The organism is Pantoea leporis (assembly GCF_028048155.1).
Taxonomy (GTDB): domain Bacteria; phylum Pseudomonadota; class Gammaproteobacteria; order Enterobacterales; family Enterobacteriaceae; genus Pantoea; species Pantoea leporis.
In genome coordinates this window covers 224,167-250,035 of record NZ_JALMEU010000005.1, presented here as the reverse complement: position 1 = coordinate 250,035, position 25,869 = coordinate 224,167, and the positions used below count along the sequence as shown (strand labels likewise).

The following is a 25,869-nucleotide window of genomic DNA, read 5'->3' as shown; positions in this document are numbered from 1 at the left end:
TACATGGCGACACTTCAAATCTCACCAAGCCTTCATAAGGTCGCCATTTATGGCGACCTTATCGCGTTATGACACATGACTTGTCTATTTTGTGATCCACATTGTAGTACAACTTGGATTAATGGTACTACAATCGACAGCGCAGGCCAGGGCGGCCGTTAGGCTTCGCTACGCGAAAGCAGTAATCTGATGCGTACCTGCCTTTCACTGAATGGAACATCATGACGCAAGAACAACTAAGCAAAACAGAGCGCATCATCCTGACGCTGGGTGAAGAGATTGTGGCCGGCAAGTTTGTGCCGGGCGCGGCGTTACCCGCGGAAGCTGAGCTGTGTGAACGCTTCGGCACCTCGCGCAATATCATCCGCGAAGTGTTTCGCTCGCTGATGGCGAAACGCTTGATGGAGATGAAACGCTATCGTGGCGCGTTCGTCACGCCGCGCAATCACTGGAACTATCTGGATAGCGACGTATTGCAGTGGGCGCTGGCGCACGATCAGGACCCGCGTCTGATTGCCGCCATGAACGAAGTGCGTGTGCTGGTCGAGCCGCAGATTGCACGCTGGTCTGCCGAGCGCGCCACCTCAAGCGATCTGGCTGCGATTGAACTGGCGTACAACGACATGGTGGCCAACCATCTCAATCGTGATGCCTTTAATGAAGCGGATATCCGCTATCACGAAGCGGTGCTGAATTCGGTACACAATCCGGTGCTGCAGCAGCTCAACGTGGCGATCAGCCAGCTGCAAAAAGCGGTGTTCGCGCAAACTTACATGGCGGACGAAGGCAACATGCCGCGTACGCTTGCCGAACATAAAGCGCTGTTTGATGCCATTCGTCATCAGGATGGCGATGCTGCCGAGCAGGCGGCGAAAGCGATGATTGCCAGCTCAACGGCGCGACTCAAGGAGATTATGTGACCAGCTATATCGCGATTGATTGGGGCTCAACCAACCTGCGCGCCTGGCATTACCAAGCCGGCGTTTGCATCGATGAGCGTCGTTCGGAAGCCGGCGTCACGCGCCTGGGCGATCGCACACCCGCCGAAGTGTTTGCCAGCGTCACCGCAGGTTGGCCAGTCAATGACGTGCCGGTGGTGATGGCGGGCATGGTAGGCAGCAATGCCGGCTGGCTGTCGGTGCCCTATCTCTCCTGTCCGGTGGCGCTGGGCGACATCGCTAGCCGCCTGACGCGCGTCGAGGATAAAGCGTGGATCGTGCCGGGATTGAGCGTCGAACGTGCCGACAATTATAACGTGATGCGCGGTGAAGAGACGCAGCTGCTTGGCGCGCTGGAGCTGCAATCTGCGCCGCTCTATGTGATGCCAGGCACGCACGCCAAATGGGTGCAGATGGAACAGGATCGCGTGCTGGATTTTCGCACCGTGATGACCGGCGAACTGCATCATCTGCTGCTCAAACAGTCGCTGGTTGGCGCAGGTTTACCCGAACAGCAAGAGAACGCGGCGGCTTTCCGCGCAGGTGTGCAAGTCGGCAGCAACGATGCCTCGATTCTGGCGCGCCTGTTTGAAGTGCGTGCTTCACACGTACTCGGCGCGCGCGATCGCCGCCATATCAGCGACTTTCTTTCAGGCTTGCTGATTGGTCACGAAGTGGCGCTGATGACGCAACAGGCCGACGCCGCAAGCCAACCGATCACCATTATTGCCGGTAGTGCGCTGGCGCAACGTTATCAGCAGGCGCTGCAGTTTATCGGTATGGATTCAGTCACGCTGGAAGGCGATCGTGCTTTCCAGCACGGAATAAGGAGTATTGCGAATGTCCTGGCAAACTAAAGTCCCGCTGATCGCCATTCTGCGCGGCATCACGCCGGATGAAGCCGAAGCGCATGTCGGCGCGCTGATTGAAGCGGGTTTCGATGCGATTGAAATCCCGCTCAACTCACCGGAGTGGGCGAAAAGCATCGGCGCGATGGTGAAAACCTTCGGCGATAAAGCGCTGATTGGTGCCGGTACGGTGCTGAATCCGGCGCAGGTCGATGAGCTGGCAACGCTGAACAGCAAATTGGTCGTCACGCCGAATACCGATGCTGCGGTGATCCGCCAGGCGGTCGCCAAAGGGATGATCGTTGCCGCCGGTTGCGCTACCGCGACGGAAGCGTTCACCGCCTTACAGGCCGGTGCGCAGGCGCTGAAAATTTTCCCATCGTCAGCCTTTGGTCCGGGCTACATCAAAGCGCTGAAAGCGGTGCTGCCGCCAGAGGTGCCGGTGTTTGCCGTGGGCGGCGTGACGCCGGAAAACCTGCATGAATTTATGGCCGCAGGCTGCATTGGCGCGGGCTTAGGCAGCGATCTCTATCGCGCCGGTCAACCGCTGTCACGCACTGTGGAACAAGCTCGCGCATTTATTGCTGCATATAAGGACGCTGTACGATGAAAATTACCAAACTGACCACTTATCGCCTGCCGCCGCGCTGGATGTTCCTGAAAATCGAAACTGACGAAGGCATCGTTGGCTGGGGCGAACCGGTGATTGAAGGCCGCGCGCGCAGCGTGGAAGCGGCGGTGCATGAGCTGTCGGAATACCTGATTGGTCAGGATCCAGCACGCATCAACGACTTATGGCAGGTGATGTATCGCGGCGGCTTCTATCGTGGCGGCCCGATTCTGATGAGCGCCATCGCCGGTATCGATCAGGCGTTGTGGGATATCAAAGGCAAAGCGCTGGGTGTTCCGGTTTATCAACTGCTTGGCGGATTAGTGCGTAACAGCATCAAAGCCTACAGCTGGGTGGGCGGCGATCGTCCGGCCGATGTGATTGATGGCATCAAGAAACTGCGCACCATCGGTTTTGATACCTTCAAACTCAACGGCTGCGAAGAGATGGGCATTATCGATAACGCGCGCAAAGTCGATGAGGCGGTGAATACCGTAGCGCAAATTCGTGAAGCCTTCGGTAAAGAGATCGAATTTGGCCTCGATTTCCACGGCCGCGTCAGCGCGCCAATGGCAAAAGTGCTGATCAAAGAGCTGGAGCCGTATCGCCCGCTGTTTATCGAAGAGCCGGTGCTGGCGGAGCAGGCGGAATATTATCCGCGTCTGGCGGCGCAGACTCATATTCCGATCGCCGCTGGCGAACGCATGTTCTCGCGCTTCGAGTTCAAACGCGTGCTGGAAGCGGGTGGACTGGCGATTCTGCAACCGGATCTGTCACACGCGGGCGGTATCACCGAGTGTTACAAAATTGCCGCGATGGCCGAATCTTACGATGTGGCGCTGGCGCCTCACTGTCCGCTCGGCCCAATTGCGCTGGCTGCGTGCCTGCACGTTGACTTCGTGTCACGCAATGCGGTGTTCCAGGAGCAAAGCATGGGGATTCACTATAATCAGGGCGCTGAACTGCTCGATTACGTGATCAATAAAGACGATTTTAAAATGGATGATGGTCATTTCTATCCGTTAAATAAACCGGGCCTCGGCGTGGAAATTAACGAAGAGCTGGTGATTGAACGCAGTAAAAATGCCCCCGACTGGCGTAATCCACTATGGCGATTCCCGGACGGTTCAGTCGCTGAATGGTAAATACCCGTCATAATTCAAGCTGCAGATGCGTTGGCTGCGCTCATTCACCCCAGTCACTTACTAGTGTAAGCTCCGGGGGATTCATTCGTTTGCCGCCTTTCTGCAACTCGAATTCTTTAGGGTATTAAATTTTATTAAATCTCGATAATTATATGCCGGTGAAATAAGGCATTGGGCTGCGTTCAGCCTGTTTCCCGGCACAGCTTATTTACCGCTGACGCGGTTTTACCTTTGATATCGCTACCCTACATTTGCCGGGGCGTGCTCTGTCGTGCCCAAACGGCAAAACCGATTACGGAGAAACACCATGGATCTCTCTGCTGTTCACGCCAAACCGACGCGCCGTCGTTATATCACGCTGCTGATGATATTTATTACGGTGGTCATTTGTTATGTCGATCGCGCTAATTTAGCCGTCGCTTCCGCGCATATTCAGGAAGAGTTCGGTATTACTAAAGCGCAAATGGGTTATGTATTTTCGGCCTTTGCCTGGTTATATACGTTATGCCAGATTCCCGGCGGCTGGTTCCTTGATCGCGTGGGTTCACGCTTAACCTATTTTATTGCCATCTTTGGCTGGTCGGTTGCGACGTTATTGCAGGGTTTTGCCACCGGCTTATTATCATTAATTGGTCTGCGTGCGATTACCGGCATATTTGAAGCGCCGGCTTTCCCGACCAATAACCGGCTGGTGACCAGCTGGTTCCCGGAGCAAGAGCGCGCTTCCGCCGTCGGCTTCTACACGTCCGGTCAGTTTGTTGGTCTGGCGTTCCTCACGCCCTTGCTGATCTGGATTCAGGAACTGCTGAGCTGGCATTGGGTCTTCATTATTACCGGCGGCATCGGCATCATCTGGTCGTTCATCTGGATTAAGTTCTATCAGGCACCCAGCCAAAGCAAAGGCATCAATAAAGCCGAGCTGGATTACATCCGTGAAGGTGGCGCGATGGTGGATGGTGATGCGCCGAGCGAAAAGAAAGCCCGCACCAAACTTACCGCCGCCGACTGGAAACTGGTGTTCCACCGCAAGCTGTGCGGCGTCTATCTTGGCCAGTTCGCCGTCACATCCACGCTGTGGTTCTTCCTGACCTGGTTCCCGAACTATCTGACGCAGGAAAAACATATCGCGGCGCTCACCGCGGGCTTCATGACCACCGTGCCCTTCCTCGCGGCATTCGTTGGCGTGATTCTCTCGGGTATCGTCGCCGATCGTCTGGTGCGCAGTGGCCGTTCGCTCGGCTTTGCGCGCAAAACGCCGATCATCTGCGGTCTGCTGATCTCCACCTGCATCATGGGCGCGAACTACACCAACGATCCGATATGGATTATGACGCTGATGGCGATCGCCTTCTTCGGCAACGGCTTCGCCTCAATTACCTGGTCGCTGGTCTCCTCGCTGGCACCGGTGCGCCTGATTGGTTTGACCGGCGGCATGTTTAACTTTGTTGGCGGCTTGGGTGGCATCACCGTGCCGCTGGTGGTGGGTTATCTGGCGCAGGACTACGGCTTTGCACCGGCGCTGGTGTATATCTCGGCGGTGGCGCTGATTGGCGCGCTCTCCTACATCCTGCTGGTCGGTGATGTAAAACGCGTAGGTGAATAAATTCGCGCGATGAATCGCGCCGCTACAAATACGGGCACAATCCGTAGCGGCGCCGTTCATTGCGCAATCAACCGCGGCGAAATTGCTGCTTCTCACTGCAGAATCACGTAATTTATCCGGCAACTGTTAGATGGAAGGTTGCCTCATGTCAGAAAAACAAATCACCTTTGCCGCGCGTCATCATCAACTTACCAACATCAACGTCTGGACCGGCGACAGCCAGTGGCTGGCATTTGATGTGCGACCTTCCGGCGCCTCTTTTACCAGCCTGACTATCGAGCGCGTCAACGTGGCGAGCGGTGCCGTTGAAGTGTTGTATCAGGCTCGCGATGGCGCGCACGTTGGCGTGGTCACCGTCAGTCCGGATTTGCCGCCGCGTTACGTTTGCATTCATGGTCCGGAACATCCGGATGCGCACTGGCGCTACGATTTTCATCACCGACGCGGCGTGATCGTGCAGCAAGGCATCGCTGAGAACCTCGATGCCTGCGACATCACCGCGCCCTACACGCCCGGCGCGCTGCGCGGTGGCTCGCATGTCCACGTCTTCAGCCCGGATGGTTCGCGCCTGAGCTTTACCTACAACGATCATGTGATGCATGAAAAGGAGGCTGGCGACGACCTGCGTAACGTCGGCGTGGCCGTGCCGCTGCATCCGGTGTGTCCGCCTAAACAGCATCCGCGTGAATATGAGGGCAGCCATTATTGCGTGCTGGTCAGCCAGACGCAGCGCGATCCTCAGCCGGGCAGCGACCAGATTGACCGCGCCTATGAAGAGTGCTGGATCGGGAATCAAGGCTATCAGAAAGCGGATGGCAGCTGGCAGCGCTGGGCTATCGCCTTTATCGGCGATACGCGCGCCGCCAACGGCGACAAAGTGCCGGAAGTGTTTGTGGTGGATCTGCCCGCCGCGTTAGCCGATTACGCCAAAGCGGGCGCTTCGCCCTTACAGGGCACGGCGGATAAATTGCCTGCGCCGCCAGCTGGCGTGCAGCAGCGACGCATCACGCACACCCATGGCCTGGCACTGCAACCGCGCCACTGGCTGCGCGCCTCCGCGGATGGCAGCGCCATCGCCTTTTTGCTGGCGGACGAACAGGGCGTGATTCAGCTGTGGACGGTTTCACCGAATGGCGGCCAGCCACGCCAGGTGACGCAGCTGGCGAGCAGCATTCAGTCGGCCTTTAGCTGGCATCCACAAGGCGGCGCGATATGCTTTATCTGTGATAACAGTGTGATGCGCTGTGAAATGGCGACGGGAGCCTGTACGCGCTTAACGCCACGCAGCGATCATGCGCCATCCGGTGATGCAGTGGTCTGGTCGCCGGATGGAGAAAAGATCGCTTATATGCGGGAAGTGGACGGCTGGCGGCAGCTGTTTTGCGTCAGTGCGGCTGCGCGGGCATAGACGCGGCGGTCGCCAGGCTGGCTTGCGTGCCGGCCATTTTTTCGCTCTGCATCACGCGCTCGTGAATCGAATCCTTACTTTTATCGTCGTCAGAACGGAAGTAATCCCACGGCAGCAGCACGGTGTCCATCACCGCTGAGAACGGGAGATCGATCAGCGCCAGCGGCTTGATCGCCCAGCTGGTGTTGTCGTCAGTGATCATCTCTGCGCTGGCGCGCGTGCCGGGATAGTAGCCCTGACTGGCGCCAGTGTGAGACATAACGCTGGAGCAACCTGAAGTAACAAAGGTACTGCAAACCAGCACAGCTGTGAGTGGAAAGCGTTTCATCATATTCATCATCATCATCCCTTCAGTCATGGCATGGCCCTGGCTGGAGTGTGTCACCTGACGTTAAGCAAAGCTCTGTGGCTGCGTCTTGGATCTCAGGCGATTGGTCCCCTGAGTGTATGTCATATCGTCAGATTTGCTTTAAAAAAATACGCATCAGCCCTTGAAAGCGACCAGGCTGCACCCACTTTTAAGGAACGGTCTTGTTGCTGTTGCCGGAAGGGACAGCAACGGACTGCACAACCTGTCCATGGTGGAAGGTTGCCTAAACTTGCTGAATATCAGGAGTCTTATTATGCGTAACTTTGATCTCACCCCACTTTATCGTTCTGCCATTGGTTTCGATCGCCTGTTTAACCTGCTTGAGTCCAACCAAAACCAGGCCAATGGTGGCTACCCTCCGTATAACGTTGAGCTGGTGGATGAGAATTTCTACCGTATCACCATTGCCGTGGCGGGCTTTGCCCAGAGCGAGTTAGATATCACCTCGCATGACAACGTGCTGGTGGTGCGTGGCGCACATCCTGAAGAGCAGCCGGAGCGTAAATACCTGTATCAGGGTATCGCCGAGCGCAACTTCGAGCGCAAATTCCAGCTGGCCGATCACATCACGGTGCGCGATGCGCGTCTGGAAAATGGTCTGCTGAGCATCGATCTGATTCGCATTGTCCCGGAAGAGGCGAAACCGCGTCGTATCGAAATTCTGTAATCAGGATGTGAGTTAAAAAAACGCCGCTGAAAAGCGGCGTTTTTGTTTAGGTGCGCACCAATAATCGCTGACTCACCATGCCGCCAAACACATTCACCAGCAGGCCGAGGATGATCACTGAAACGCCGATCATCTGCTGAATCGACAAGGTTTCACCGAGAATCAGCGCCGCACTGAGAATCCCCACCACCGGCACCAGCAGCGACAGCGGTGCCACGCGCCAGGTTTCATAGCGGCTCAGCAAATTACCCCATATCGCGTAGCCGACAATGGTGGCGATAAAGGCGAGATAGATCAGCGCCAACACCGTTTGCAGTGAAATGTGCAGCAGGCTGGTGACAATCGCCGCTTCGCCATCGAACAGCCATGAGCAGGCAAAGAACGGCACGATCGGCACCAGCGCACTCCACACCACCAGCGACATCACCGGCACTTTGCGGTTACGCAAAATGATTTTGTTGGTGATATTGCCGAGGCCCCACGACAGCGCCGCAGCCAGCGTCAGCATCATGGTAGTGAGCGTAATGCCCGCTGTGGTTTGGCCTGCCATGCCTGCGGTTGCCAGCATAAACATGCCGAGCGTCGCCACCAAAATGCCGACTACATGATTCCAGCGTAACTTCTCCGCCAGGAACAGCGCCCCCAACAGCAGCGTGAAGAAGGCCTGCGCCTGTAACACCAGCGACGCCAATCCTGCCGGCATGCCCAGCTTGATGGCGAGGAACAGAAAGGCGAACTGGCCAAAGCTGATGGTCATGCCGTAGACGATCAGCCAGCGCAGCGGAATCGCCGGACGCTTCACAAACAAGATTGCCGGAAACGCCACCAGGCTAAACCGCAATCCCGCCAGTAAAAAAGGCGGCATATCCTGCAGGCCCAGCTTAATCACCACAAAATTCACGCCCCACGCCACCACAACCAGCAGGGCTAACAACATATCTTTCACTGACATACACAGTCCTTACTGCCGCGATCAGGCGGTTGCCGTCACCGGTGTTGCGATCTCGGCACAACATTCATCACCGACAACCTTAAAGAAGTCATCCACCTGTAAAGCCACGGAGCGATCCAGTGCCCCGGCGTTAAACCACAGCGTGCCGACGTCGCGCAGGCGCACATCGACGCGCAGCGCCAGCCGATCATCAAAACTAAACGGCGGCACCGCGCCCATCACGCACTGGGTTAACTCCTGCGCTTTCTCTGGCGCCGCAAAGCTCGACTTCTTGCCGCCAATGGCGCGTGCGGCGCTTTTGAAGTTGATCTTGCAGTCGCCCGGCACAATCGCCAGCAGATAGCGCGCATCCGCGCCATCCGGCATCGTCACCTCCAGCACCATCGCTTTGGCCGCCTGATTGAGATCGTTACCGCGAATCTCGCTAATCAGGTCGGTCTGGCCGATGGCTTCATGCTCCACCACACGATAACGCGCCTGATGGTGATCCAGCAGGGCCGCTACTTTTTCATAGGTATTCATGTTCGTCTCCTCGTCGAAAACCTGGCGTTAACTCCAGGCGATGGCGTGTTTCATTTTTTTGTCGGTCAGGCCAAAGAAGAAGCCCATGGTGATGCGCGTGTCGCCTTCCACGCGATCAATTTCGTGATAAAACGCCGGGTTAAACAGATAGATATCGCCACTGCGCGGTGAGAACTCGCACACCTCGCTGTGCTCGATGACGCCGGTTTGATAACCCAATTCGCCCGGCGTTTTGTACCATTCATCCACCGGCTGCCACTTCTTGTTGAAGATGCGCAGCGCGCCGCCGGCGTTGCACTCCTGCAAACAAACCACGCAACTCAGCTGGTGCAAGATGCGGGTCACCGCCAATCCGCTGCCGGCGGCATCGCGCACGATGTTGTCGTTATGCAGGGGATTGGCGACGCCGTCAGCGTGGAAGCGCACAATCGAACCGGCGTAATCGCCCAGCTCGGGCTCATTAGCGGTTTGCAGGCTTTCCAGGCGCAGCGCGTGCTGCACCCAGTTGTAGATCTGATCGCGCAGGCAGTGCAGCGACGACGGCAGCGCGTGCTGAATATCGCGCAGCTCGGTGAAGTAGTTTTCCGGCGCGGCGGTGTGCTTCGCCAGATAAGGGCCGAGCGTGGTCAGCGCGCCGTTTGGATAGTGCGATACCCGCACCTGTTCGCGGCACTGCTGCAAATCCTCCACCACCGCTGCGCGCACGTCCGGCTTGAGGAAGTTACGTAACACCAGCAGCGGCACGCGCGCCGTCACGATGTCATCCAGCCAGGTGCTCTCCACAAACATGTTTGGATGAATAACGCGGATCTGATTGAATATCGCCATGTTGATCACTCCCCAATTGGAAATTCATGAAGTTCATGGTTGTTCATACGACGCCATTCAGACGCCGTGCCCAGTGCTGAAATAGGTTCAGAAGAGATGAAAGTGGTGTCGTTTTTCTGTAAGCGGTGCAGCGTGAAATAGTTGGGATAGGGCGTGTCGTCGGGATGCCATTGCCACGCCCAGGCTTTATCGCGGGTGACAAAAATGGCGTTGGCCGAACTGCCGCCCGGCGCGACCTGCGCCATCTTGTCGCGCAGATAATCGCGGGTGAAATCGGCGGGCGTGGCGCGATCCACCATATATTCGAGATACTCCGCGGAATCGAAACGCGACTCCGCCATGCCCAATTGCTGATAAACGGTGGGCAAAAAACCGTTATGCATCATGTACCACTGCGTGTCGCCGCTGGTGCGCCACAGCGGATGGGAAAATTCGATACCGTGATTTTTGCTCAGCGTGGCGTGGCGCACATGTACCGCCAGAAAGCGGCCGCGCAGGCGATCAACATCAATGGTCGGCAGCGCATCGGCGAACGTGCCGGTGCCGTGCAGCGTGCGAATGTGCCCTTGCTCCAGCCATAAACAGCCCCAACCGTTGGGATGCTGTTTAATCGGACCTTCGTGCGTGGCGGTTTCGCCGCAGCTCATGGCACGCGCGGCGTCCAGCACTGCGGCGGCATCAAATTGGCCGTGCGCCACAATCATTCTGCACATAGTAAATCTCTCCGAATGGTGAGCGATGAGGCCTCAAGGATCTGATGGAACACCGCCAGAATGTCGTCGCGGCTGGTCGCTGCGAGGCGCAAGGTGGCGAGAATGCCGGCGTGGCGGGTTAAATCGGCATACAGCGAAGAGCGTGGCGAAACTGCTAGCGCGGGCAGATTGAGCGGCGGCAACAGCTGACCGCGCTGGTGCTGTGCGATCCAGCGCTCAGCTGCGTCATACTGCAGGCGCTGACGCAAACGCACGCGGCCCACTGCCTGCGGCTGCGCCGGAAAATGCAGCGGCGGCATGCCGTGACCGGCTTCGATGTGGAACGCCACTTCCGCCCAGTTGATGTCGGTGACTTCCTGCACCAGATTCACCACGCCCATGCCGGAAAGGCGGAAGCCCATTTCAAGGAAATGCGGTTCGCCGTTGACCAAAATGAAGTCGATGTGAAATGCGCCCTGACGATAGCCGAAGGTTTCACAGCAGAAGCTCATCAGGCTGCTAAAGCTGGCGGGCAGTTGCTGCGCGGCGACCGCCACATGGCCGGATTCGTAAAAACTGACGCAGCCGTCGGCATCGCTATGGTGTTCGATCACCTTTTGGCAGCAGGTCAGCGCCACCGCATGGCCGTTCGCCACCACGCCTTGCAGCGAATACTCATCGCCCGCCAGCCAGCTCTCGACGATAAAACCGCTGAAGCTGCGCCCGCCGTAATTCATGGTGTCGACCAGCTTGCCGATCACCGCATCAAGCTGGCTGGCCTGTTTCACCAGCCAGACGCCAAGACCGCCGCCGCCGTCAACCGGCTTGATCACGCAGGGATAGAGCAACGCGTCTCGCGCATCCCGAATGCTGAGCGGCGAGGCAAAAAAGCGAAACTCCGGCTGCGGAAAGCGCTGCCAGGCTTTGCGCAACGCCATACGCTGCGCGTACTTATCCGGCGGAATAAAGCTGGCACCGGCGTCGGGCCCCGCCAGCAGTTCGCGTACGCGACCGGCGCTGGCGTTGTAAGCTTCAAAGCCCGCCAGCACCACGTGAGGATGCTCCATCAACCCGGCATGCAAACAGGCTTGCAGTACATCCCACGGATTTTCCGGGCGATCGAGCCGCACAATCAGATCGAACGGCAACGGGATGCTCAGCGATTGGTAATCGACGAAATCGCCCATCTCCGCCAGTACGGTAAAGTAGCCGTCGCGTTTGGCCACCGCGCAGTAAGGATTTTGTCCGTCGCGGGTGGCACCAATCTGCAGGAAAATCTTTCTCATCGCGTTGCCTTACCGGGTTAACGCCCGGAGATCACTTCAGTGACGACGTCGTGCATGACCCCGTTATTCACCTGAATCACTGCTTTGTGCGGGTCAAAACGCAGCACGCGCGAAAGCGCATCGCCGCGCTGATCGTCCAGCAGTGAACTCACCTGCTTGCTACGCCAGCAGTGACGCATCTGCGCCACGGTCAAACCAGAGCGTTGCTCCAGCTGCTGCGCCAGCCCCAGGTCGTCGCTTTCGCCGCGCAGCAAGGCGCGCACCGCCGCTTCGTCCGGCGCATCGACTAGCTGCTGCAGCCAGCTTTTCAGCTGATTGCCTTCGGCGATAAACGGCGAATAGATCATGCAAACCAGTTGGGTTTCATTGAGGCCAAATGCCTGTTCGGCGAACTGCGCGGCACGCTGGCGGGCGCGCTTAATCGCTTCATCGTCCTGATAACGTGCCGCCATCTCATCAATCAGCTGCGGCGGGAAATCTTTTTTCACCATCAGCCCGAGCGCAAAGCGCACATATTCGCGAATGCCTTCGGCGTAGCTGCGCTGCAACAGCGTCTCCGCACGCAGACCGCGAATATGTGCCATTAACGTCGGGTTCCCGCAGTCCGATTCGGAGAAGCTGAACATCAGTTCATCAAAGCGGAAATGCATAAATTCAGTCAGCAGCGCCCAGTGCGCGCCCGCTTCATAGGCGGTGTCCTGATAGATATTGAAGAACAGCGGATCGCGTTCCAGCTGCCAGGTAATGCGGTGCGCGGGCGTCACCTGATCGGCACCGTAGATATCGGCGAAATAGCGCTCGGCCACGCCATCCAGCGTCTGCAGGAAGCCGCTAAAGCCGCGCGATTTATCCGCCACCGGAGCCGTAAACAGCCGTGAAAGGTGGCGCGCCCACGCCAGATAAGCGGTTTGTTCCTGCGGCGAATCGCCGGTGATGATCACATCAACGCCGCCGTCGTAATGCGCCGCCAGGCCAAACGAGTTCACCATGCTGAGATTACAGGCGTTACAAAACGTCGAGCGCGCATCGGCGCGGAAGCGATGGCCATTCATCAGCACATCGTTGCGATTCTGCTGGCGCACGCTGTCTGGCATCGGTAAATGGCGATCGAAGTGGCGGATTTGCAGGCCGTCAGTCACCAGACATTCGGTAAAGTCATCATCGTGGATGTGCAACGCGCGATACACGCGATCGATATTCTCCATTACGCTGTCGTTCATTGCTGCATGGCGATTGGTGCTGATGCGCAGCTGAAAGGTGCTGCCATGTTGCTGCCAGATCAGCCCCTGAATGTAGCGCACGTACGCCACCATATAGCTGCTGTCTTTGCCGCCGCCGTAGGCCAGCAGCACGCGGTTATTCTCCGGGTGAGTGGCATCCGGGAGCGCGGCAAGTAAACGGCGTGAACAGTGTTGCGCGGAATCAATAATCGTGGGGGTGAGATATCCACTAATCTCTCGCATCAGGGTGGACAGATTATTCATTTTTCACTTCATCCTTTGGCTAAAAAGTCGCTGCTGCCGTGCTGGCGGCATCAGACGGGAAATGGGCCACGAAGGTGCTACGGAATGAATGCCTTAAAGACGATTGCGCGGGTTATCAATTAACTAATGCAGCCTAAAGTACTTTGAATGTAATCTGGTGAAAACGCACAGATCCGGACGAAATAGGGTGGAACAGATGGCGGGTGAAACGGAACAGGGCAGTCGTTACCGTCAAATCGCAGAGCAGATAAAACAAGCCATTCACAGCGGCTCGCTGCCGCCCGACAGCCGTTTACCGTCGGTGCGCACGCTGGCGACGCAGTACAGCGTCAGCATGACCACCGCGCTGAAAACATTACGCACGCTTGAGGATGAGCACTACGCGGTGGCGCGTCCCAAGTCCGGTTTTTTTGTCGCACCGCGGCCTGTTAATAAAACCTTTCCCACGCTCATTAACGAGCAAGCGCGCGAAGTGGCGCCGCTCGACGAGCAGACCGAGCTGCATCTGGCGATGCTCGGTTCAGACTGCCGCGTGCGGCTGGATCTGGCCAACGGCGACCTTTCACTCTATCCGGTGAAGAAGATTGGTTTGCTGATGCGCCAGATGGGTTACAGCAAACCGGCGCTGCTGGGGAATACCGTAAAAGGCACCGGCTACGCGCCGCTGAAAAATGAAATTGCACGCCGCGCGGTGGATTATGGCTGCAATATCAATGCGGATGACATCCTGATCACCAACGGCTGCATCGAAGCGATTTCGCTGGCGCTACGCGCCACCACGCGGCCCGGCGATATCGTCGCGGTGGAATCGCCGTGCTATTTCGTGTTGCTGCAGATGCTGCATAACCTCAATCTGCGGGTGATTGAGGTGGAAGCGGGGCCGGAAGGTTACGTCAATGTGGAGAAACTCACTTCACTGTTCCAGCGCAAAGCGGTGCAGGCGTATCTCACCATCAACAACATCAATAATCCGCTCGGCAAAAGCATTCCCAACGAGCAGAAAGCCTATATCGCGCGTCAGGCCGACGAGAACGATGTGGTGATCATTGAGGATGATATCTTCGGTGATACCGCGTTTGGCGAGCGCCGTCCGTTCCCGATGCGTGCCTTCAGCCCGAACGCTATTTTGTGCAGCGGCTTCTCGAAAACGGTTGCGCCGGGCATTCGCATTGGCTGGGTGCACAGCAGCAACTACATGCGCAAAATCGCCTCGCTGAAATACACCACCAGCATGGGCACGTCGGTGTTGTCTCAAGCAGCGATTGCCGAACTGCTGCGCAGCGGCGGCTATGATGCGCATCTGCGTAAGCTACGGCGCGAGTTGAAGAATCAAATCCAGCATATGCGTCAGGCGGTGCTGCGCTACTTCCCGCCGGGCACGCGGGTGTCTGATCCTGAAGGCGGCTATGTGTTATGGGTGGAAATGCCGATCGGTGCGCTGAATGTGCGCGCGCTGTTTCTCAAGGCGCGCAACGCGGGTATCGGTATCGCGCCGGGCCACATTTTCGCTACCGATCACCGCTACGATCACTGTTTTCGACTCAATGCCGGTTTTGGCTGGAATGCCGAAGTGGAGCAGGCGATTCAGCAGCTGGCGCAGTGGTGCCAGCTATCTATAACGCAGGGATAACGTAATAAATTGCGCCGCTACGGAATGTGCACACAATCGTAGCGGCGCGATTCATCGCGCGACGTTGAAGCTTTAATTCTTAAACGCGGCTTCCAGCTCTTCCGCCAATATCTGCACCGCGCGCTCAATCTTCTCTGCATCCGGCACATAGTTCATGCGCATGCATTGATGGGTGTGTGGCCATTCATGTTCCAGCCCGGGGAAGAAGAAGTGGCCGGGCACCATCAGCACGCCGCGCGCTTTCAGGCGCTGATACAGCATTTCGGTGCTGATCGGCAGATCGCGGAACCACAGCCAGAGGAAAATCGCGCCTTCAGGTTTATGAATCAGGCAGCGATCTTCCGGCAAATAGCGGCGCAGAATCGCAATCGTCTCGCTGACTTTGGCCTGATAGAACGGCTTAATCACCTCTTGCGATAGTCGCAGCAAATCGCCGCGTACAATCATCTCATTAGCAATCGCAGGACCGATGCTGCCCGGTGCCAGGCTAATTATGCCGTTCATGTTGCCAATGGCGGTGATAGTGCTCTCATCGGCGACGATAATGCCGCAACGTGCGCCGGGCAGGCCGAGTTTCGACAGGCTCATGCACAGAATGGTATTGGGATTCCACAGCGGGCGCGCTTCGCTAAAGATGATGCCGGGGAACGGCACGCCGTACGCGTTATCAATCAGCAGCGGTACGCCGTGCTGCTGCGCCAGCGCATCCAGCTGCAGCAGTTCATCATCGGTGATCACGTTGCCGGTTGGGTTGGTCGGGCGTGAAACGCAGATCAGGCCGACATCGTCATTCAGCGGCAAATGGTCGAAATCAACGTGATATTTGAACTGGCCTTCCGGCAGCAGCTCAATGTTTGGCTTGGCGGAGACAAACAGATCCTCTTCCAGGCCGGCATCGGCGTAGCCGAGATATTCCGGTGCCAGCGGGAACAGCACGCGCTTTTTGCTGCCGTCGGCGCGACGTCCGGCGAACAAGTTGAAGAGATAGAAAAACGCACTCTGGCTGCCGTTGGTCAGCGCGATGTTTTGCGCGGTTAATGGCCAGCCAAGTTCCTCACGCAGCATCTTCGCCAGCGCATCCAGCAGCAGCGCTTTGCCGCGCGGACCATCGTAGTTGCACAGCGCTTCGCTCAGTTTGCCGTCCTGATGCATCTGCATCAGCAACTGGTTGAAATAGTCATTCATCGCCGGGATCTGCGCCGGATTACCGCCGCCAAGCATGATGGTGCCGGGCGTGCGCAGGCCTTCACCCATGTCTTCCATCAGACGTGAGATGCCGGAGTGTTGAGTAAATTTGTCGCCGAACTGAGAAAAGGACATAGGAAGTTAAAACGTTGTGAAATCGAATGGGGAACCACCATAGCGCCCGCCGCTGGCAGGCGCAATGGATAAAGCAGCAAGCTTAGCCTTGTATCTGCGGGTTAACGCAGTTTTTCTCGACTTTACCGCTCAGGGCGGCGATCAGGTTATCTACCGCGTCGCGCGCCATGCCGTAACGGGTTTCATGGGTGGCGGAACCGATGTGCGGCAGCGCGACCACGTTCGGCAGCGTCAAAATTTCGGCATCGGCAGGCACCGGCTCAACTTCGAACACATCCAGACCGGCGGCGTGGATAGTGCCGTCTTTCAGCGCCGCCGTCAGCGCCTGCTCATCCACCACCGGACCGCGACCGGCGTTGATCAGAATTGCACTTGGCTTCATCAACTTGAGCTGCGCCGCGCCAATCATATGGTGTGTCTGTTCGGTCAGCGGCAGGCTGATGCAGACAAAATCACTCTCTTTCAGCAAGGTTTCCAAATCGCAGGCATGCGCACCAAAGCGGGTTTCCGCCTCTTCATGCTGACGACGCGCGTTATAGAGAATGTTCATGCCGAAGCCAAAGTGCGCACGCTGCGCCAGCGCGAGGCCGATGCGGCCCATGCCGAGAATGCCGAGGGTTTTGTGGTGCACATCGATGCCGAAATGATCCGGGCCGATGCTCTTTTTCCACTCGCCGTTTTTGACCCACTTATCCAGCTCGGTCACGCGACGTGCGGTGCTCAGAACCAGCGCCATCATGGTATCGGCGACAGTCTCGGTCAGCACAGTTGGTGTATGCATCAGCAGCACTTTGCGTTGATTCAGCGCATCAACGTTGAAGTTATCGTAACCCACCGACACGGTGGAGCAGGCGCGCAGCGCGGGCATTTTTGCCAGCAGCTCGCCATCCACTTTGCCGCCAGAGCCGAGCAAACCTTGCGCCTGTTCGAACTGCGCCGCGTGTTTTTCGATAGTTTCCGGGGAAATGTCGTGCACTTCAGTGACGGTGAAATGGGCATCCAGTTTGGTGCGCAGGTCATCTGGCAGGCTCTTATAAAGAATCACAGCAGGTTTCATCTTTTGCTCCCTTTAAAATGTAGGGGAGGCGTTAAGGCCTCCCGAATCGATTACGCGTGCTTCGCCCCGTGAACGGGCGGCGGCGTTTTGTTCTGGGCTGGTTTGACGATCAACGTCAGCCAAACCGAAGCCAGCAGCGCAGCACCCATGAAAATGTAGGAGGCGGCAGGCGAACCGGTCGCGCCATTAAGATAGCCTACAATCCACGATCCGACGAAGGAACCCAGTGCGCCCATGCTGTTGATTAATGCCATCGCACCACCGGCGACGTTGCGCGGCAACATCTCCGGAATGATGGCGAAGAACGGACCATAAGGCGCATACATCGCCCCACCGGCAATCACCAGCAGCGTATACGACAGCCAGAAGTTGCTGGAACCCACCAGATACGAACCGAGGAACGCCAGCGCGCCAATCAGCAGCAGCGGCCAGACAAACAGTTTACGGTTCTGAGTTTTATCCGACGCCCACGACACCACGATCATCGCAATGGTCGCCACCAGATACGGCACCGCAGACAGCCAACCGGCTTCCACCATGCCCATCTGCGAACCGTTACGCAGAATGGACGGCAGCCACAGCACGAAACCGTACACGCCGATGCTCCAGGCAAAATATTGCAGGCACAGCAGGATCACGTTGCGATTACGGAACGCTTCACCGTAGTTACGTACCGCTTTAATCCCTTCCTGCTCTTTTTGCAGTTGCGCCTGCAGCGCGGCTTTCTCGCTTTCGCTCATCCATTTGGCCTGGGCAGGTTTGTCCTGCACCAGGAACCACCAGGCCACCGCCCAGATCACTGCCGGGATGCCTTCAATGATAAACATCTCGCGCCAGCCAAAGGACTCAATCAGATAGCCGGAAACCACCGACATCCACAGCACCGTCACCGGATTACCGAGGATCAGGAAGGTATTGGCGCGCGAACGTTCGGATTTGGTAAACCAGTTGCTGATATAGATCAGCATCGCCGGCATCACCGCCGCTTCCACCACGCCGAGCACAAAGCGGATCGCCGCCAGCATCGGAATGTTGCTGACCACACCGGTCAGCGAGGCGCAGCCGCCCCATAAAATCAGGCACCAGAAAATCAGCTTCTTCACGCTGCGACGTTCGGCGTACAGCGCGCCGGGAATCTGGAAGAAGAAGTAGCCGAGGAAGAACAGGGCGCCCAGCAGCGATGACATGCCTTTGGTGATGCCGAGATCGTCATTTATCCCTGCGGCAGAGGCGAAGCTAAAGTTCGCCCGGTCCAGATACGCCAGACTGTAGGTGATAAACACGATGGGCATGATAAACCACCAGCGTTTTGGCGCGATTGTCTGCGATTTCATGGGTGACTCCTCTGGTTGAGGTGGACGCATTCAGTGGATGCGTCTCGCGATATTGTTGTAGTGGGTACAGCTATTGGGTTTCGTACGGACCCGTAGCGGCGCAATTTATTGCGCTTCGGGCAGCGAAGCCGCTGCGAAAAGCGCGCGATGCATCGCGCCGCTACAGGATTGTGCTGTTATCAGTAATCGCCCAATGCCGCGCGCGTCGGCAGGCCTTCGCTGTCGCCAGCGACCTGAATCGCCAGCGAGCCGATCTTATTACCGCGCAGAATCGCCTGCGGCAGGGATTTGCCTTCCAGCAGAGCGCTGATCAGCCCAACCGCAAAGCCGTCGCCGGCACCCACGGTATCGACCACATTCTCGACGCGAATCGGTGCGATCTGGCCTTGCTGGCCGTCGGCGGTTTTGTACCAGGCGCCGTCGCCACCGGTTTTGATCACCACCGCTTTCACCCCTTTATCGAGGTAGAAATCGGCGATGGCTTCCGGCTGGCGGTAGCCGGTGAGAATCAAACCCTCTTTCTCGCCCGGCAGCACCCAATCGGCGTATTCCGCCAGATGATTGAGTTGCTTGCGCATCTCCTCTTCGCTGCGCCATAACACCGGACGCAGATTAGGATCGAAGGAGATGGTTTTGCCTCGCGCGCGCATCTCTTTTGCCGCGTGTTGCGCCAGGGCAAGCGAGCTGTCAGAGATTGCCGCCGCCACGCCGCTTAAATGCAGATGGCGCGCGCTGCCAAAGTAGTCGTCGTTGAAATCGTCGGGCGACAGATGGCTGGCGGCGGAGCCTTTGCGGAAATATTCGACTTCCGGATCGGAGCCGTCATCGACGCGGGATTTGAGCTGGAAGCCGGTGCGATAGCGCGCGTCCGTGGTGACGCAGCGGTGATCGACGCCCTCTTTTTCCAGCTGTTGCAGTGTGAAGCGACCAAAACTGTCGTCGCCGACGCGGCTCACCCAACCGACCTGCAAACCGAGGCGCGCCAGGCCAATCGCCACGTTGAGTTCGGCCCCAGCAATGCGTTTGACGAAGCCTTCTGCTGCGGCGAGATCGCCGGTTTGCTGGGCGATAAACATCGCCATCGCTTCACCAATCGTCACCACATCCAGCGTTTTTTGCGTCATCATCGGCTCCTTACGCTGCACGCAGCAGGTCAACGTAATGGCGAGTGACCGCCAGCAAATCCGCGCCTTCCAGCGGGAATTCGATGCCGCGCGGTGCGTCGGTTGGCAGCGCGTTAAGCAGCGTGCGCCAGCTATCGTCGGCCTGATCCAGCGCGATCGCGCGGAAGGTCGCGCCGTGTGGCACCGCCGCTTTAACGTGGATGTAGCTAACGTAGCGACTGAGTTGCGCGGCGGCCTGCAAACCGTCTTCGCCGGTCCACTGCCAGTTGCCCATATCGAAGGTCATATCCAGCGGCAATGCGGCATCGCAAGCCTGATGGAAGAAGCGCAGCATCGGCGCCAGTTTGCTGTCTGGCGTTTGATCGTTCTCAACCACCAGCGTCACCGTTGATGCTTTAAGTACATCAAGCAGCGCGCGCGCATCAAGTTCAACAAAATGGCCAAGCGCCACTTTCAGGCGCTGAGCGCCGATTTGTTCGGCTTCCTGCAGGAACTGCGCCAGACGCGGATTCAGCGCACCATCATCCAGCCACAACGCTTCCGGCACGGAATAGCTGGCGCTCAGCTGATGCTGGGAAATCGCATTGCCCAGCGCATGCAGCAGGCAGAGTTCATTTTCGTTGAACAGCTCGCGACGAATTTCGACGCCATCCGCGCCGGCCTGTTTGATCAGCGGCAACAGCGCGGCCTGGCCACCCAATTCCGCTACTTTCTGCGCGCCGTATGCGGCAGTTACAACAATAATTTCTGGTTTCATCACGTTTCTCCGGGCATGGCCACATCCCATTCGTTATAAAAAACCTAAATGGAACCGGTTCCAAAGGAAAGGCGCAGACCGTGAAATTATGATCATGCTCACGAAGTGAGCCATAAAAGGCCGGCTTAGCGCAGCGGCTGGCTGGAGCCGCGTACGATCAGTTCGCCGGAGAAAAGCTGTTCGCTGACCGATTGCTCGCTGCCCTCAATGCGCGCGATAACCTGCTCCAGCGCGGCGTAACCAATCTGCCAGGTGGGTTGCTTTAAGGTGGTGATGCCGACGCCTGCCAGCGCCGCCCATTCCAGTTCGTCAAAGCCCAGCAGGCCAATCGCTTCGCCCCAGCGCAGCGCAAGGCGCTGCAGCGCGCGCGCCACTTGCAAGGTCAGCGCGCCGTTGGCGGCGATCACCGCACAGCGTTTGTCGGGATGGCGCTGGTGGAATTCCCGCAGCTGTTTTTCCAGCGCGTCGGGCTGATGCAGCGCCACTTCGGCATTCTCTGCCGCAATCTCTGGCGCGTTTTTTACCGTGTCGTAGAAGGCGCGCAGACGTTCACGGCGCGTATTAACGCTGCCGAGCGGCTCGCTAAGGAAGAGCAGGGCTTGATAGCCGTTATCCAGCAAATGTTGGGTCGCAACCGTGGAGGCTTCAACGTTGTTGAGCCCCACCATATCGCAGGCGAAATCGGGGATTTTCCGGTCAATCAATACCATCGGCAGCATCGACTGTTGCAGGCGATTGAGCACTTCTTCATGCATGCCCACGGCATTAACCACAATGCCTTCCACCTGATAGCTGCTGAGCAGTTGCAGGTAATGTTGTTCGAGATCGACTTCGTTGTTGGTGTTACACATCAGCAGGGTAAAGCCCTGCGCACGACACGCCGCTTCGATGCCGCTCAGCACGTCAACCGAGTATGGATTGGTGATGTCGGCAATGATCAGGCCAATCAAACGCGTGCGGCCGCGTTTCAGTCCGCGCGCCATCTGGCTGGGACGATAGTTGAGTTCGGCGATGGCCTGTTCGATACGGGCTTTGAGATCGGGCGAGAGCAGATTCACTTCGCCATTCAGATAGCGGGAAACGCTGGTTTTACCGGTTTTTGCCGTACGGGCAACGTCACTGATTGTGGCTCGTGGCGGCCTGGTTTTCATTGCTTACACCTGCTGAAAAGAAACAGGCGAAGACTAACACAGCTCGCGCCAGGCGCAATCATTGCGCGTCAGAAGTGAGTCGCAGCACCGGCTGCCAGAGCGTTTGCAGATCGCCTGGCGGCACATCATCGAGCAGTTGCAGCACCATTTCGGCGATGCGCTCGCCAATGTGCTGCTGCGATGATTGCAGAATGGTGTTCACCGGCTGATCGACAATCGAATCGGGCGGCAATCCATCATACACATACAGCGGAATCGCCTGCGCGCCCTTAAGGCGGGCCGCCTGCTGCAGCGCAATCGCGGCACCTTCACCCAGCGTGCTGCAATCGGTGATGATCGCCTGCGGCGCGTCGCCGTGGGCCAGCCAGGCATTGGTTTGCTGATAGCCGGAGCGGCGCGTGGCGGGTAGCGCGGCCATCAGGGATTGATCGACCGGCGCCTGATGCTGAATCAGCGCATCAATGAAACCCTGGCGGCGATCGAGGATGTACGTTGCCGTTTCGTTACTGCCGAGATAAGCCAGACGCGGCCACCCTTGTTGCAGGCAGTGTTCTGCCGCCAGGAAGGTACCGGCGTGATTATCGTAATCAATCCACGCGTACGGCAGCGGCAGCTCGCTGCGGCCGAGCGTCAGGAAGCGGAAACCCTTCTGTTGCAAGCGTTGCAGTCGCGCATCCTGCGGCAGGGTGTGCGTTAAAATCAGCGCATCGATGGCGCCGCTGCGCAGCATGCGGATCAGCTTACGCTGTTGCCCTTGCGGTTTGTCAGGCAGCAACAACAAATCAATATCGTGCTGGGCGAGGCGTTGATCCAGCATCAGCAGCATTTGGCTGTAATAGCTGTCATTGAGCGAGGCGTGGCTGATGGGAAAGAGCAGACCGACCGCATTGGCGCGACCGGTTTTCAGGCGGCGGGCAGCGTCGTTGGGGCGATAGCCGCGCGCATTCGCTTCGTCTTCAATGCGTTTACGCGTGACGGCCGCTACATCGTCATAGCCATTTAGCGCCCGGCTCACGGTAGTAACAGAGAGGCCAAGGGTAGCGGCGATGGCTTTGAGTGACATGATAGCGTCCCACTGATCAATTTTTGATCACGCTAGCATAAAGGAAAAGGCGGCTCTATCGGTTACGAATTTTTTAGCTTTTTCTAACAAAGATGGTGTCAAAAGAGGCGAAAAAATGTGACAAAAGCCGATCTGTTCGTGCAGATCGGCTCTTTACTTTTAGCCCAGCGGGCTGAGGGTGATCTCAACGCGACGGTTCTGCGCTTTGCCGTCTTCGGTGCTATTGCTGGCAACCGGATTATCCGGGCCTAAACCCTGGGTGCGCAGACGGTTTTGCGCCACGCCTTGCAGAATCAGACCGCTGGCCACGCTGTCGGCGCGCTGCTGTGACAGGCGCATATTCAGCGCGCGCGTGCCGGTGCTGTCGGTGTAGCCCACCACATTCACGGCGGTTTTTGGATACTCTTTCAGCACCATCGCCACGCCGGTCAGGGTGTTGGCGCCCGCCGGTTTCAGGTTGCTGCTGTTGGAATCAAAGGTGACGTTATTCGGCATGTTGAGCACGATGTTGTCGCCCTGACGCGTCACGCTGACGCCGGTGCCGCGCATTTTGTCGCGCAGTTTCGCTTCCTGCACATCCATATAATAGCCCGCGCCGCCGCCCAGTGCGGCACCGGACGCCGCGCCAATCAACGCACCTTTACCGCGATCTTTCTTCGACGATGACAGCACGCCCACGCCCGCACCCAGCACCGCGCCCAAACCGGCGCCGATACCCGATTTGCCCGCCTGCGATTCGCCGGTATAGGGATTGGTGGTACAACCCGACAGCGCGAGGCTGCCGCTCAGTAACAAGGTCAGCGCCAAAATACGCTTATTCATGAAAAACCCCTCACAGATTTAAACGGGGAAAAGCCCCAAAACGGCACTATTATGCCGTTCAATTATGGGGAAATACGTGAGGGTCAGTCTTAATTTGTAAACTTTTGCTTTAAAGATTATCAGGATGGCAAAAACAGCTGGTTTGATGATCGTTAATTAAGCCGCAGGCCTGTAGAAATGAGTGGCAGGTTGTGGGGCCGACGAATTTAAAACCACGCTTCTTAAGTGCTTTCGACAGCGCAATGGCGGGCTCGGAGGTCGTTGGCGCGTCTTTGTAATTCGCGTAACGGTGCAAAATCGGCGTATGGTCGACAAAAGACCAGATAAAGCGTGAAAACTCCTCTCCGGTGGCTTCCAGCGCTAGCAAGGCACGCGCATTGTTGATGATCGCTTCCAGCTTGCCGCGATGGCGAATCAGTCCCGCATTTTGCATCAACCGTGCTATGTCGCTTTCATCCATCAACGCCACGGCTGCGGGATCAAATTCATGGAACGCGCGGCGGTAGTTTTCGCGTTTTTTCAGTACCGTAATCCATGAAAGTCCGGCCTGTTGGCCTTCAAGACAGACCATTTCAAATAAGACTCGCTTATCGGTTTGCGGCACGCCCCACTCTTTATCGTGGTACGCCAGATACAGTGGATCCTCAGTTACCCAGCCACAACGTTGCATTGCATCACTCCCTTAGCCTATGAAATAGCGGTAGTTCCCTTGACGAATGGCAAAAGCGATTAATAGTTATACAAGGGGCGCCGATATAGATCTTATAAAACCTAAACGCCCATCTCTTCCCGGCTCGTCAGGAGTCCTTCATGTTGCAGAAAAGTCAGCGGACAGGCCAGCATATAATCGCGCTGGCTTTTGGCAGTGTATGGCTATTTTTTCTGGCCGGGAATACCTATGCCTTTGATCAATCGAGCCAGAATAGCGCACCCGATTACAACGCCATACTTGCTGAAAAAATTTCCAGTAATCACCTGATGTTGACAGAAAACCCCGATGCAAACCTGTTTGACGCCGCGCTTAACTCGCCGAATGACTACGCGCTGGTGATGCACAGTGAAACCGCCAGCGTCGGCGCTACGCCTTTTGTTAATCGCTACTCTGCCGGTTGGTCGATGCCGATGAGTAAAGCGGTGAGCACCGGGCCGGTGGCGCAGTTTGCGGTAGATGATTCGACTTTGAGCTGTCCGAAGTGCGCAGGAGTGGATAGCAACAACGCCGAGCACATTGCCTCCGTTGGCTGGCGCGTGGATTCCAGCCTTAGTGGGATATCGCCGTGGGCGCAGGTGAGTTACAGCCATCTGGTAAATGAAGAGTTGCCATCGCCCACCCGCGAACGAGCCGAGGATATCAACGGACGGGAAAGCAATTGGGTGGATGTCAGCGTCGGCGCAAATATGCCGCTGGGGCAAAATATGGCGGCCTTTGCTTCTTTCGCGCAAACTGGCGCAGTGACCAGCGGCGAGCAGTTTATTTATAGCCTGGGCGTCAGCGCCAGCTTCCAATCGGCATAAAAAGAGAAGTGACAAAACCTGAGGTCCATATACTAAGCGCGCTAATCATTACTTTGGTCACAATATGCGCAACAATATTATTCTTATTAGCCGTGAAGTTACGGCCTTTCTCATCAGTGGATTGGTACTCGTTTTCTGTATGGCGATGGTCTACATCGACGTCAACTGGATGAACGATGCCCTGCACGAAACCTCCTTCACCGAAATCACCCAGGAGCTGATGCTCTTGCTCATCGCCACCTTCTATTTCCTCTCGGCCTGGCAGCGGCCATCACAACGCAGCGTGCTGATCCTGGTCGGCGGTTTTTACAGCTGCATGCTGATTCGTGAGATGGACTTCCTGTTCGATTTCATCAGGCACGGCGCATGGCTGTGGTTTGCGCTGGCGACGACGGCGGCCTGTCTGGCGATGGCCTTCCGCCAGCCGCGCCAAATCCTGCCCGGGCTGGCGTCGCTGGTTCAGCATCGCAGCTGGCAGATGATGGCCGCAGGTTTACTGGCTATTTTGGTGTTTTCGCGCCTGTTTGGCATGCATCAGCTGTGGGAACATCTGATGCTCGATGGTTATAACCGCGTGGTAAAAAACATGGCGGAAGAGGGCAGCGAGATGTTTGGCTACAGCCTGTGCCTGATCGCATCGGCTCGCTATCTTTGGCAAACCCGGCCGCAGCCTGTCGCGGTTCGGGTGCCGCACGCGTCACGCCATGTGGATCGCGCCGAACCGCTGACGATGCCACGCTAAT

The 25,869-nt window shown here is 57.2% G+C and carries 26 protein-coding genes; 10 read left to right on the top strand and 16 right to left on the bottom strand.

Annotated features, from left to right (window positions below; genetic code table 11):
• Positions 1 to 221: 221 nt before the first annotated feature.
• The 6 genes from MWH02_RS15545 to MWH02_RS15520 all read left to right on the top strand — a co-directional run bounded on the left by MWH02_RS15545 (position 222) and on the right by MWH02_RS15520 (position 6,552).
• Positions 222 to 920 (top strand): FadR/GntR family transcriptional regulator, encoded by a 699-nt coding sequence (locus MWH02_RS15545; RefSeq protein ID WP_101763893.1) that lies wholly within the window; start codon positions 222 to 224, stop codon positions 918 to 920.
• Complete coding sequence (locus tag MWH02_RS15540) at positions 917 to 1,795, top strand: 2-dehydro-3-deoxygalactonokinase (protein ID WP_271460978.1); 879 nt, start codon at positions 917 to 919, stop codon at positions 1,793 to 1,795. Before MWH02_RS15545 ends, MWH02_RS15540 begins: the two co-directional genes overlap by 4 nt.
• Positions 1,779 to 2,396: a 2-dehydro-3-deoxy-6-phosphogalactonate aldolase gene (locus MWH02_RS15535; RefSeq protein ID WP_061719996.1), complete on the top strand. Its 618-nt coding sequence runs from the start codon at positions 1,779 to 1,781 to the stop codon at positions 2,394 to 2,396. Before MWH02_RS15540 ends, MWH02_RS15535 begins: the two co-directional genes overlap by 17 nt.
• On the top strand, positions 2,393 to 3,541 hold the full coding sequence (gene dgoD, locus MWH02_RS15530) for a galactonate dehydratase (RefSeq protein ID WP_271460977.1): 1,149 nt from the start codon (positions 2,393 to 2,395) through the stop codon (positions 3,539 to 3,541). Before MWH02_RS15535 ends, dgoD begins: the two co-directional genes overlap by 4 nt.
• A 307-nt stretch (positions 3,542 to 3,848) precedes the next feature.
• Positions 3,849 to 5,144 (top strand): MFS transporter, encoded by a 1,296-nt coding sequence (locus tag MWH02_RS15525; RefSeq protein WP_101763891.1) that lies wholly within the window; start codon positions 3,849 to 3,851, stop codon positions 5,142 to 5,144.
• Positions 5,145 to 5,289: 145 nt separating this feature from the next.
• Positions 5,290 to 6,552, top strand: coding sequence for a YidR family protein (locus MWH02_RS15520; protein ID WP_271460976.1), 1,263 nt, complete (start codon positions 5,290 to 5,292; stop codon positions 6,550 to 6,552).
• Here MWH02_RS15520 and MWH02_RS15515 read toward each other — a convergent pair.
• Complete coding sequence (locus MWH02_RS15515; protein ID WP_304622225.1) at positions 6,530 to 6,889, bottom strand: YceK/YidQ family lipoprotein; 360 nt, start codon at positions 6,887 to 6,889, stop codon at positions 6,530 to 6,532. The genes MWH02_RS15520 and MWH02_RS15515 overlap by 23 nt on opposite strands.
• Positions 6,890 to 7,175: 286 nt before the next feature.
• On the opposite strand from MWH02_RS15515, the gene ibpA reads away from it, so the two are divergent.
• Positions 7,176 to 7,589: a small heat shock chaperone IbpA gene (gene ibpA / locus MWH02_RS15510; RefSeq protein ID WP_101763888.1), complete on the top strand. Its 414-nt coding sequence runs from the start codon at positions 7,176 to 7,178 to the stop codon at positions 7,587 to 7,589.
• Positions 7,590 to 7,635: 46 nt separating this feature from the next.
• Here the strand turns inward: ibpA and MWH02_RS15505 are convergent, their stop codons facing one another.
• Genes MWH02_RS15505 through MWH02_RS15480 form a run of 6 tightly spaced genes read right to left on the bottom strand, consistent with a single transcriptional unit; the run spans position 7,636 to position 13,353 of the window.
• Positions 7,636 to 8,541, bottom strand: a complete 906-nt coding sequence (locus tag MWH02_RS15505) for an EamA family transporter (RefSeq protein WP_101763887.1) — start codon at positions 8,539 to 8,541, stop codon at positions 7,636 to 7,638.
• Between the two features lie 21 nt (positions 8,542 to 8,562).
• Positions 8,563 to 9,063, bottom strand: a complete 501-nt coding sequence (locus MWH02_RS15500; protein ID WP_101763886.1) for a YbaK/EbsC family protein — start codon at positions 9,061 to 9,063, stop codon at positions 8,563 to 8,565.
• 27 nt (positions 9,064 to 9,090) lie between these two features.
• Complete coding sequence (locus MWH02_RS15495; protein WP_192236807.1) at positions 9,091 to 9,891, bottom strand: 2OG-Fe(II)-dependent halogenase WelO5 family protein; 801 nt, start codon at positions 9,889 to 9,891, stop codon at positions 9,091 to 9,093.
• Between the two features lie 5 nt (positions 9,892 to 9,896).
• Entirely contained in the window at positions 9,897 to 10,604 is a 708-nt protein-coding gene (locus tag MWH02_RS15490) for a class II glutamine amidotransferase (protein WP_110868247.1), read from the bottom strand.
• Positions 10,592 to 11,869 (bottom strand): ATP-grasp domain-containing protein, encoded by a 1,278-nt coding sequence (locus tag MWH02_RS15485; RefSeq protein WP_271460975.1) that lies wholly within the window; start codon positions 11,867 to 11,869, stop codon positions 10,592 to 10,594. Before MWH02_RS15485 ends, MWH02_RS15490 begins: the two co-directional genes overlap by 13 nt.
• Positions 11,870 to 11,886: 17 nt before the next feature.
• Entirely contained in the window at positions 11,887 to 13,353 is a 1,467-nt protein-coding gene (locus MWH02_RS15480) for a hypothetical protein (RefSeq protein WP_271460974.1), read from the bottom strand.
• A 196-nt stretch (positions 13,354 to 13,549) separates the two neighbouring features.
• Between MWH02_RS15480 and MWH02_RS15475 the strand changes: the two genes are divergently transcribed.
• Positions 13,550 to 14,983, top strand: coding sequence for an aminotransferase-like domain-containing protein (locus tag MWH02_RS15475; protein ID WP_101763882.1), 1,434 nt, complete (start codon positions 13,550 to 13,552; stop codon positions 14,981 to 14,983).
• Between the two features lie 72 nt (positions 14,984 to 15,055).
• On the opposite strand, the gene MWH02_RS15470 is transcribed toward MWH02_RS15475, so the two are convergent.
• The 9 genes from MWH02_RS15470 to MWH02_RS15430 form a co-directional block, all read right to left on the bottom strand.
• Positions 15,056 to 16,303: a valine--pyruvate transaminase gene (locus MWH02_RS15470; protein WP_271460973.1), complete on the bottom strand. Its 1,248-nt coding sequence runs from the start codon at positions 16,301 to 16,303 to the stop codon at positions 15,056 to 15,058.
• Positions 16,304 to 16,385: 82 nt separating this feature from the next.
• Entirely contained in the window at positions 16,386 to 17,360 is a 975-nt protein-coding gene (gene ghrB, locus MWH02_RS15465) for a glyoxylate/hydroxypyruvate reductase GhrB (RefSeq protein ID WP_271460972.1), read from the bottom strand.
• Between the two features lie 50 nt (positions 17,361 to 17,410).
• Complete coding sequence (locus tag MWH02_RS15460) at positions 17,411 to 18,694, bottom strand: MFS transporter (protein ID WP_101763879.1); 1,284 nt, start codon at positions 18,692 to 18,694, stop codon at positions 17,411 to 17,413.
• Between the two features lie 179 nt (positions 18,695 to 18,873).
• Positions 18,874 to 19,818 carry a sugar kinase gene (locus MWH02_RS15455; RefSeq protein WP_137386830.1) on the bottom strand — a complete coding sequence of 315 codons (945 nt, stop codon included), beginning with the start codon at positions 19,816 to 19,818 and terminating at the stop codon, positions 18,874 to 18,876.
• A gap of 10 nt (positions 19,819 to 19,828) precedes the next feature.
• Positions 19,829 to 20,575 carry a sugar phosphate isomerase/epimerase family protein gene (locus MWH02_RS15450; protein ID WP_192236812.1) on the bottom strand — a complete coding sequence of 249 codons (747 nt, stop codon included), beginning with the start codon at positions 20,573 to 20,575 and terminating at the stop codon, positions 19,829 to 19,831.
• A gap of 125 nt (positions 20,576 to 20,700) precedes the next feature.
• A complete protein-coding gene (locus MWH02_RS15445; protein ID WP_110868253.1) occupies positions 20,701 to 21,726 on the bottom strand; it encodes a LacI family DNA-binding transcriptional regulator in 1,026 nt (341 codons plus the stop codon).
• Positions 21,727 to 21,784: 58 nt separating this feature from the next.
• Positions 21,785 to 22,789, bottom strand: a complete 1,005-nt coding sequence (locus MWH02_RS15440; RefSeq protein ID WP_101763876.1) for a LacI family DNA-binding transcriptional regulator — start codon at positions 22,787 to 22,789, stop codon at positions 21,785 to 21,787.
• A 159-nt stretch (positions 22,790 to 22,948) separates the two neighbouring features.
• A complete protein-coding gene (locus MWH02_RS15435; RefSeq protein ID WP_101763875.1) occupies positions 22,949 to 23,611 on the bottom strand; it encodes an OmpA family lipoprotein in 663 nt (220 codons plus the stop codon).
• Between the two features lie 109 nt (positions 23,612 to 23,720).
• Entirely contained in the window at positions 23,721 to 24,281 is a 561-nt protein-coding gene (locus tag MWH02_RS15430) for a DNA-3-methyladenine glycosylase I (RefSeq protein ID WP_217549538.1), read from the bottom strand.
• Between the two features lie 140 nt (positions 24,282 to 24,421).
• Between MWH02_RS15430 and MWH02_RS15425 the strand changes: the two genes are divergently transcribed.
• Positions 24,422 to 25,126, top strand: a complete 705-nt coding sequence (locus MWH02_RS15425; RefSeq protein ID WP_271460971.1) for an autotransporter — start codon at positions 24,422 to 24,424, stop codon at positions 25,124 to 25,126.
• Positions 25,127 to 25,190: 64 nt separating this feature from the next.
• Positions 25,191 to 25,868, top strand: a complete 678-nt coding sequence (locus MWH02_RS15420) for a hypothetical protein (RefSeq protein ID WP_192236815.1) — start codon at positions 25,191 to 25,193, stop codon at positions 25,866 to 25,868.
• Position 25,869: the final 1 nt, after the last annotated feature.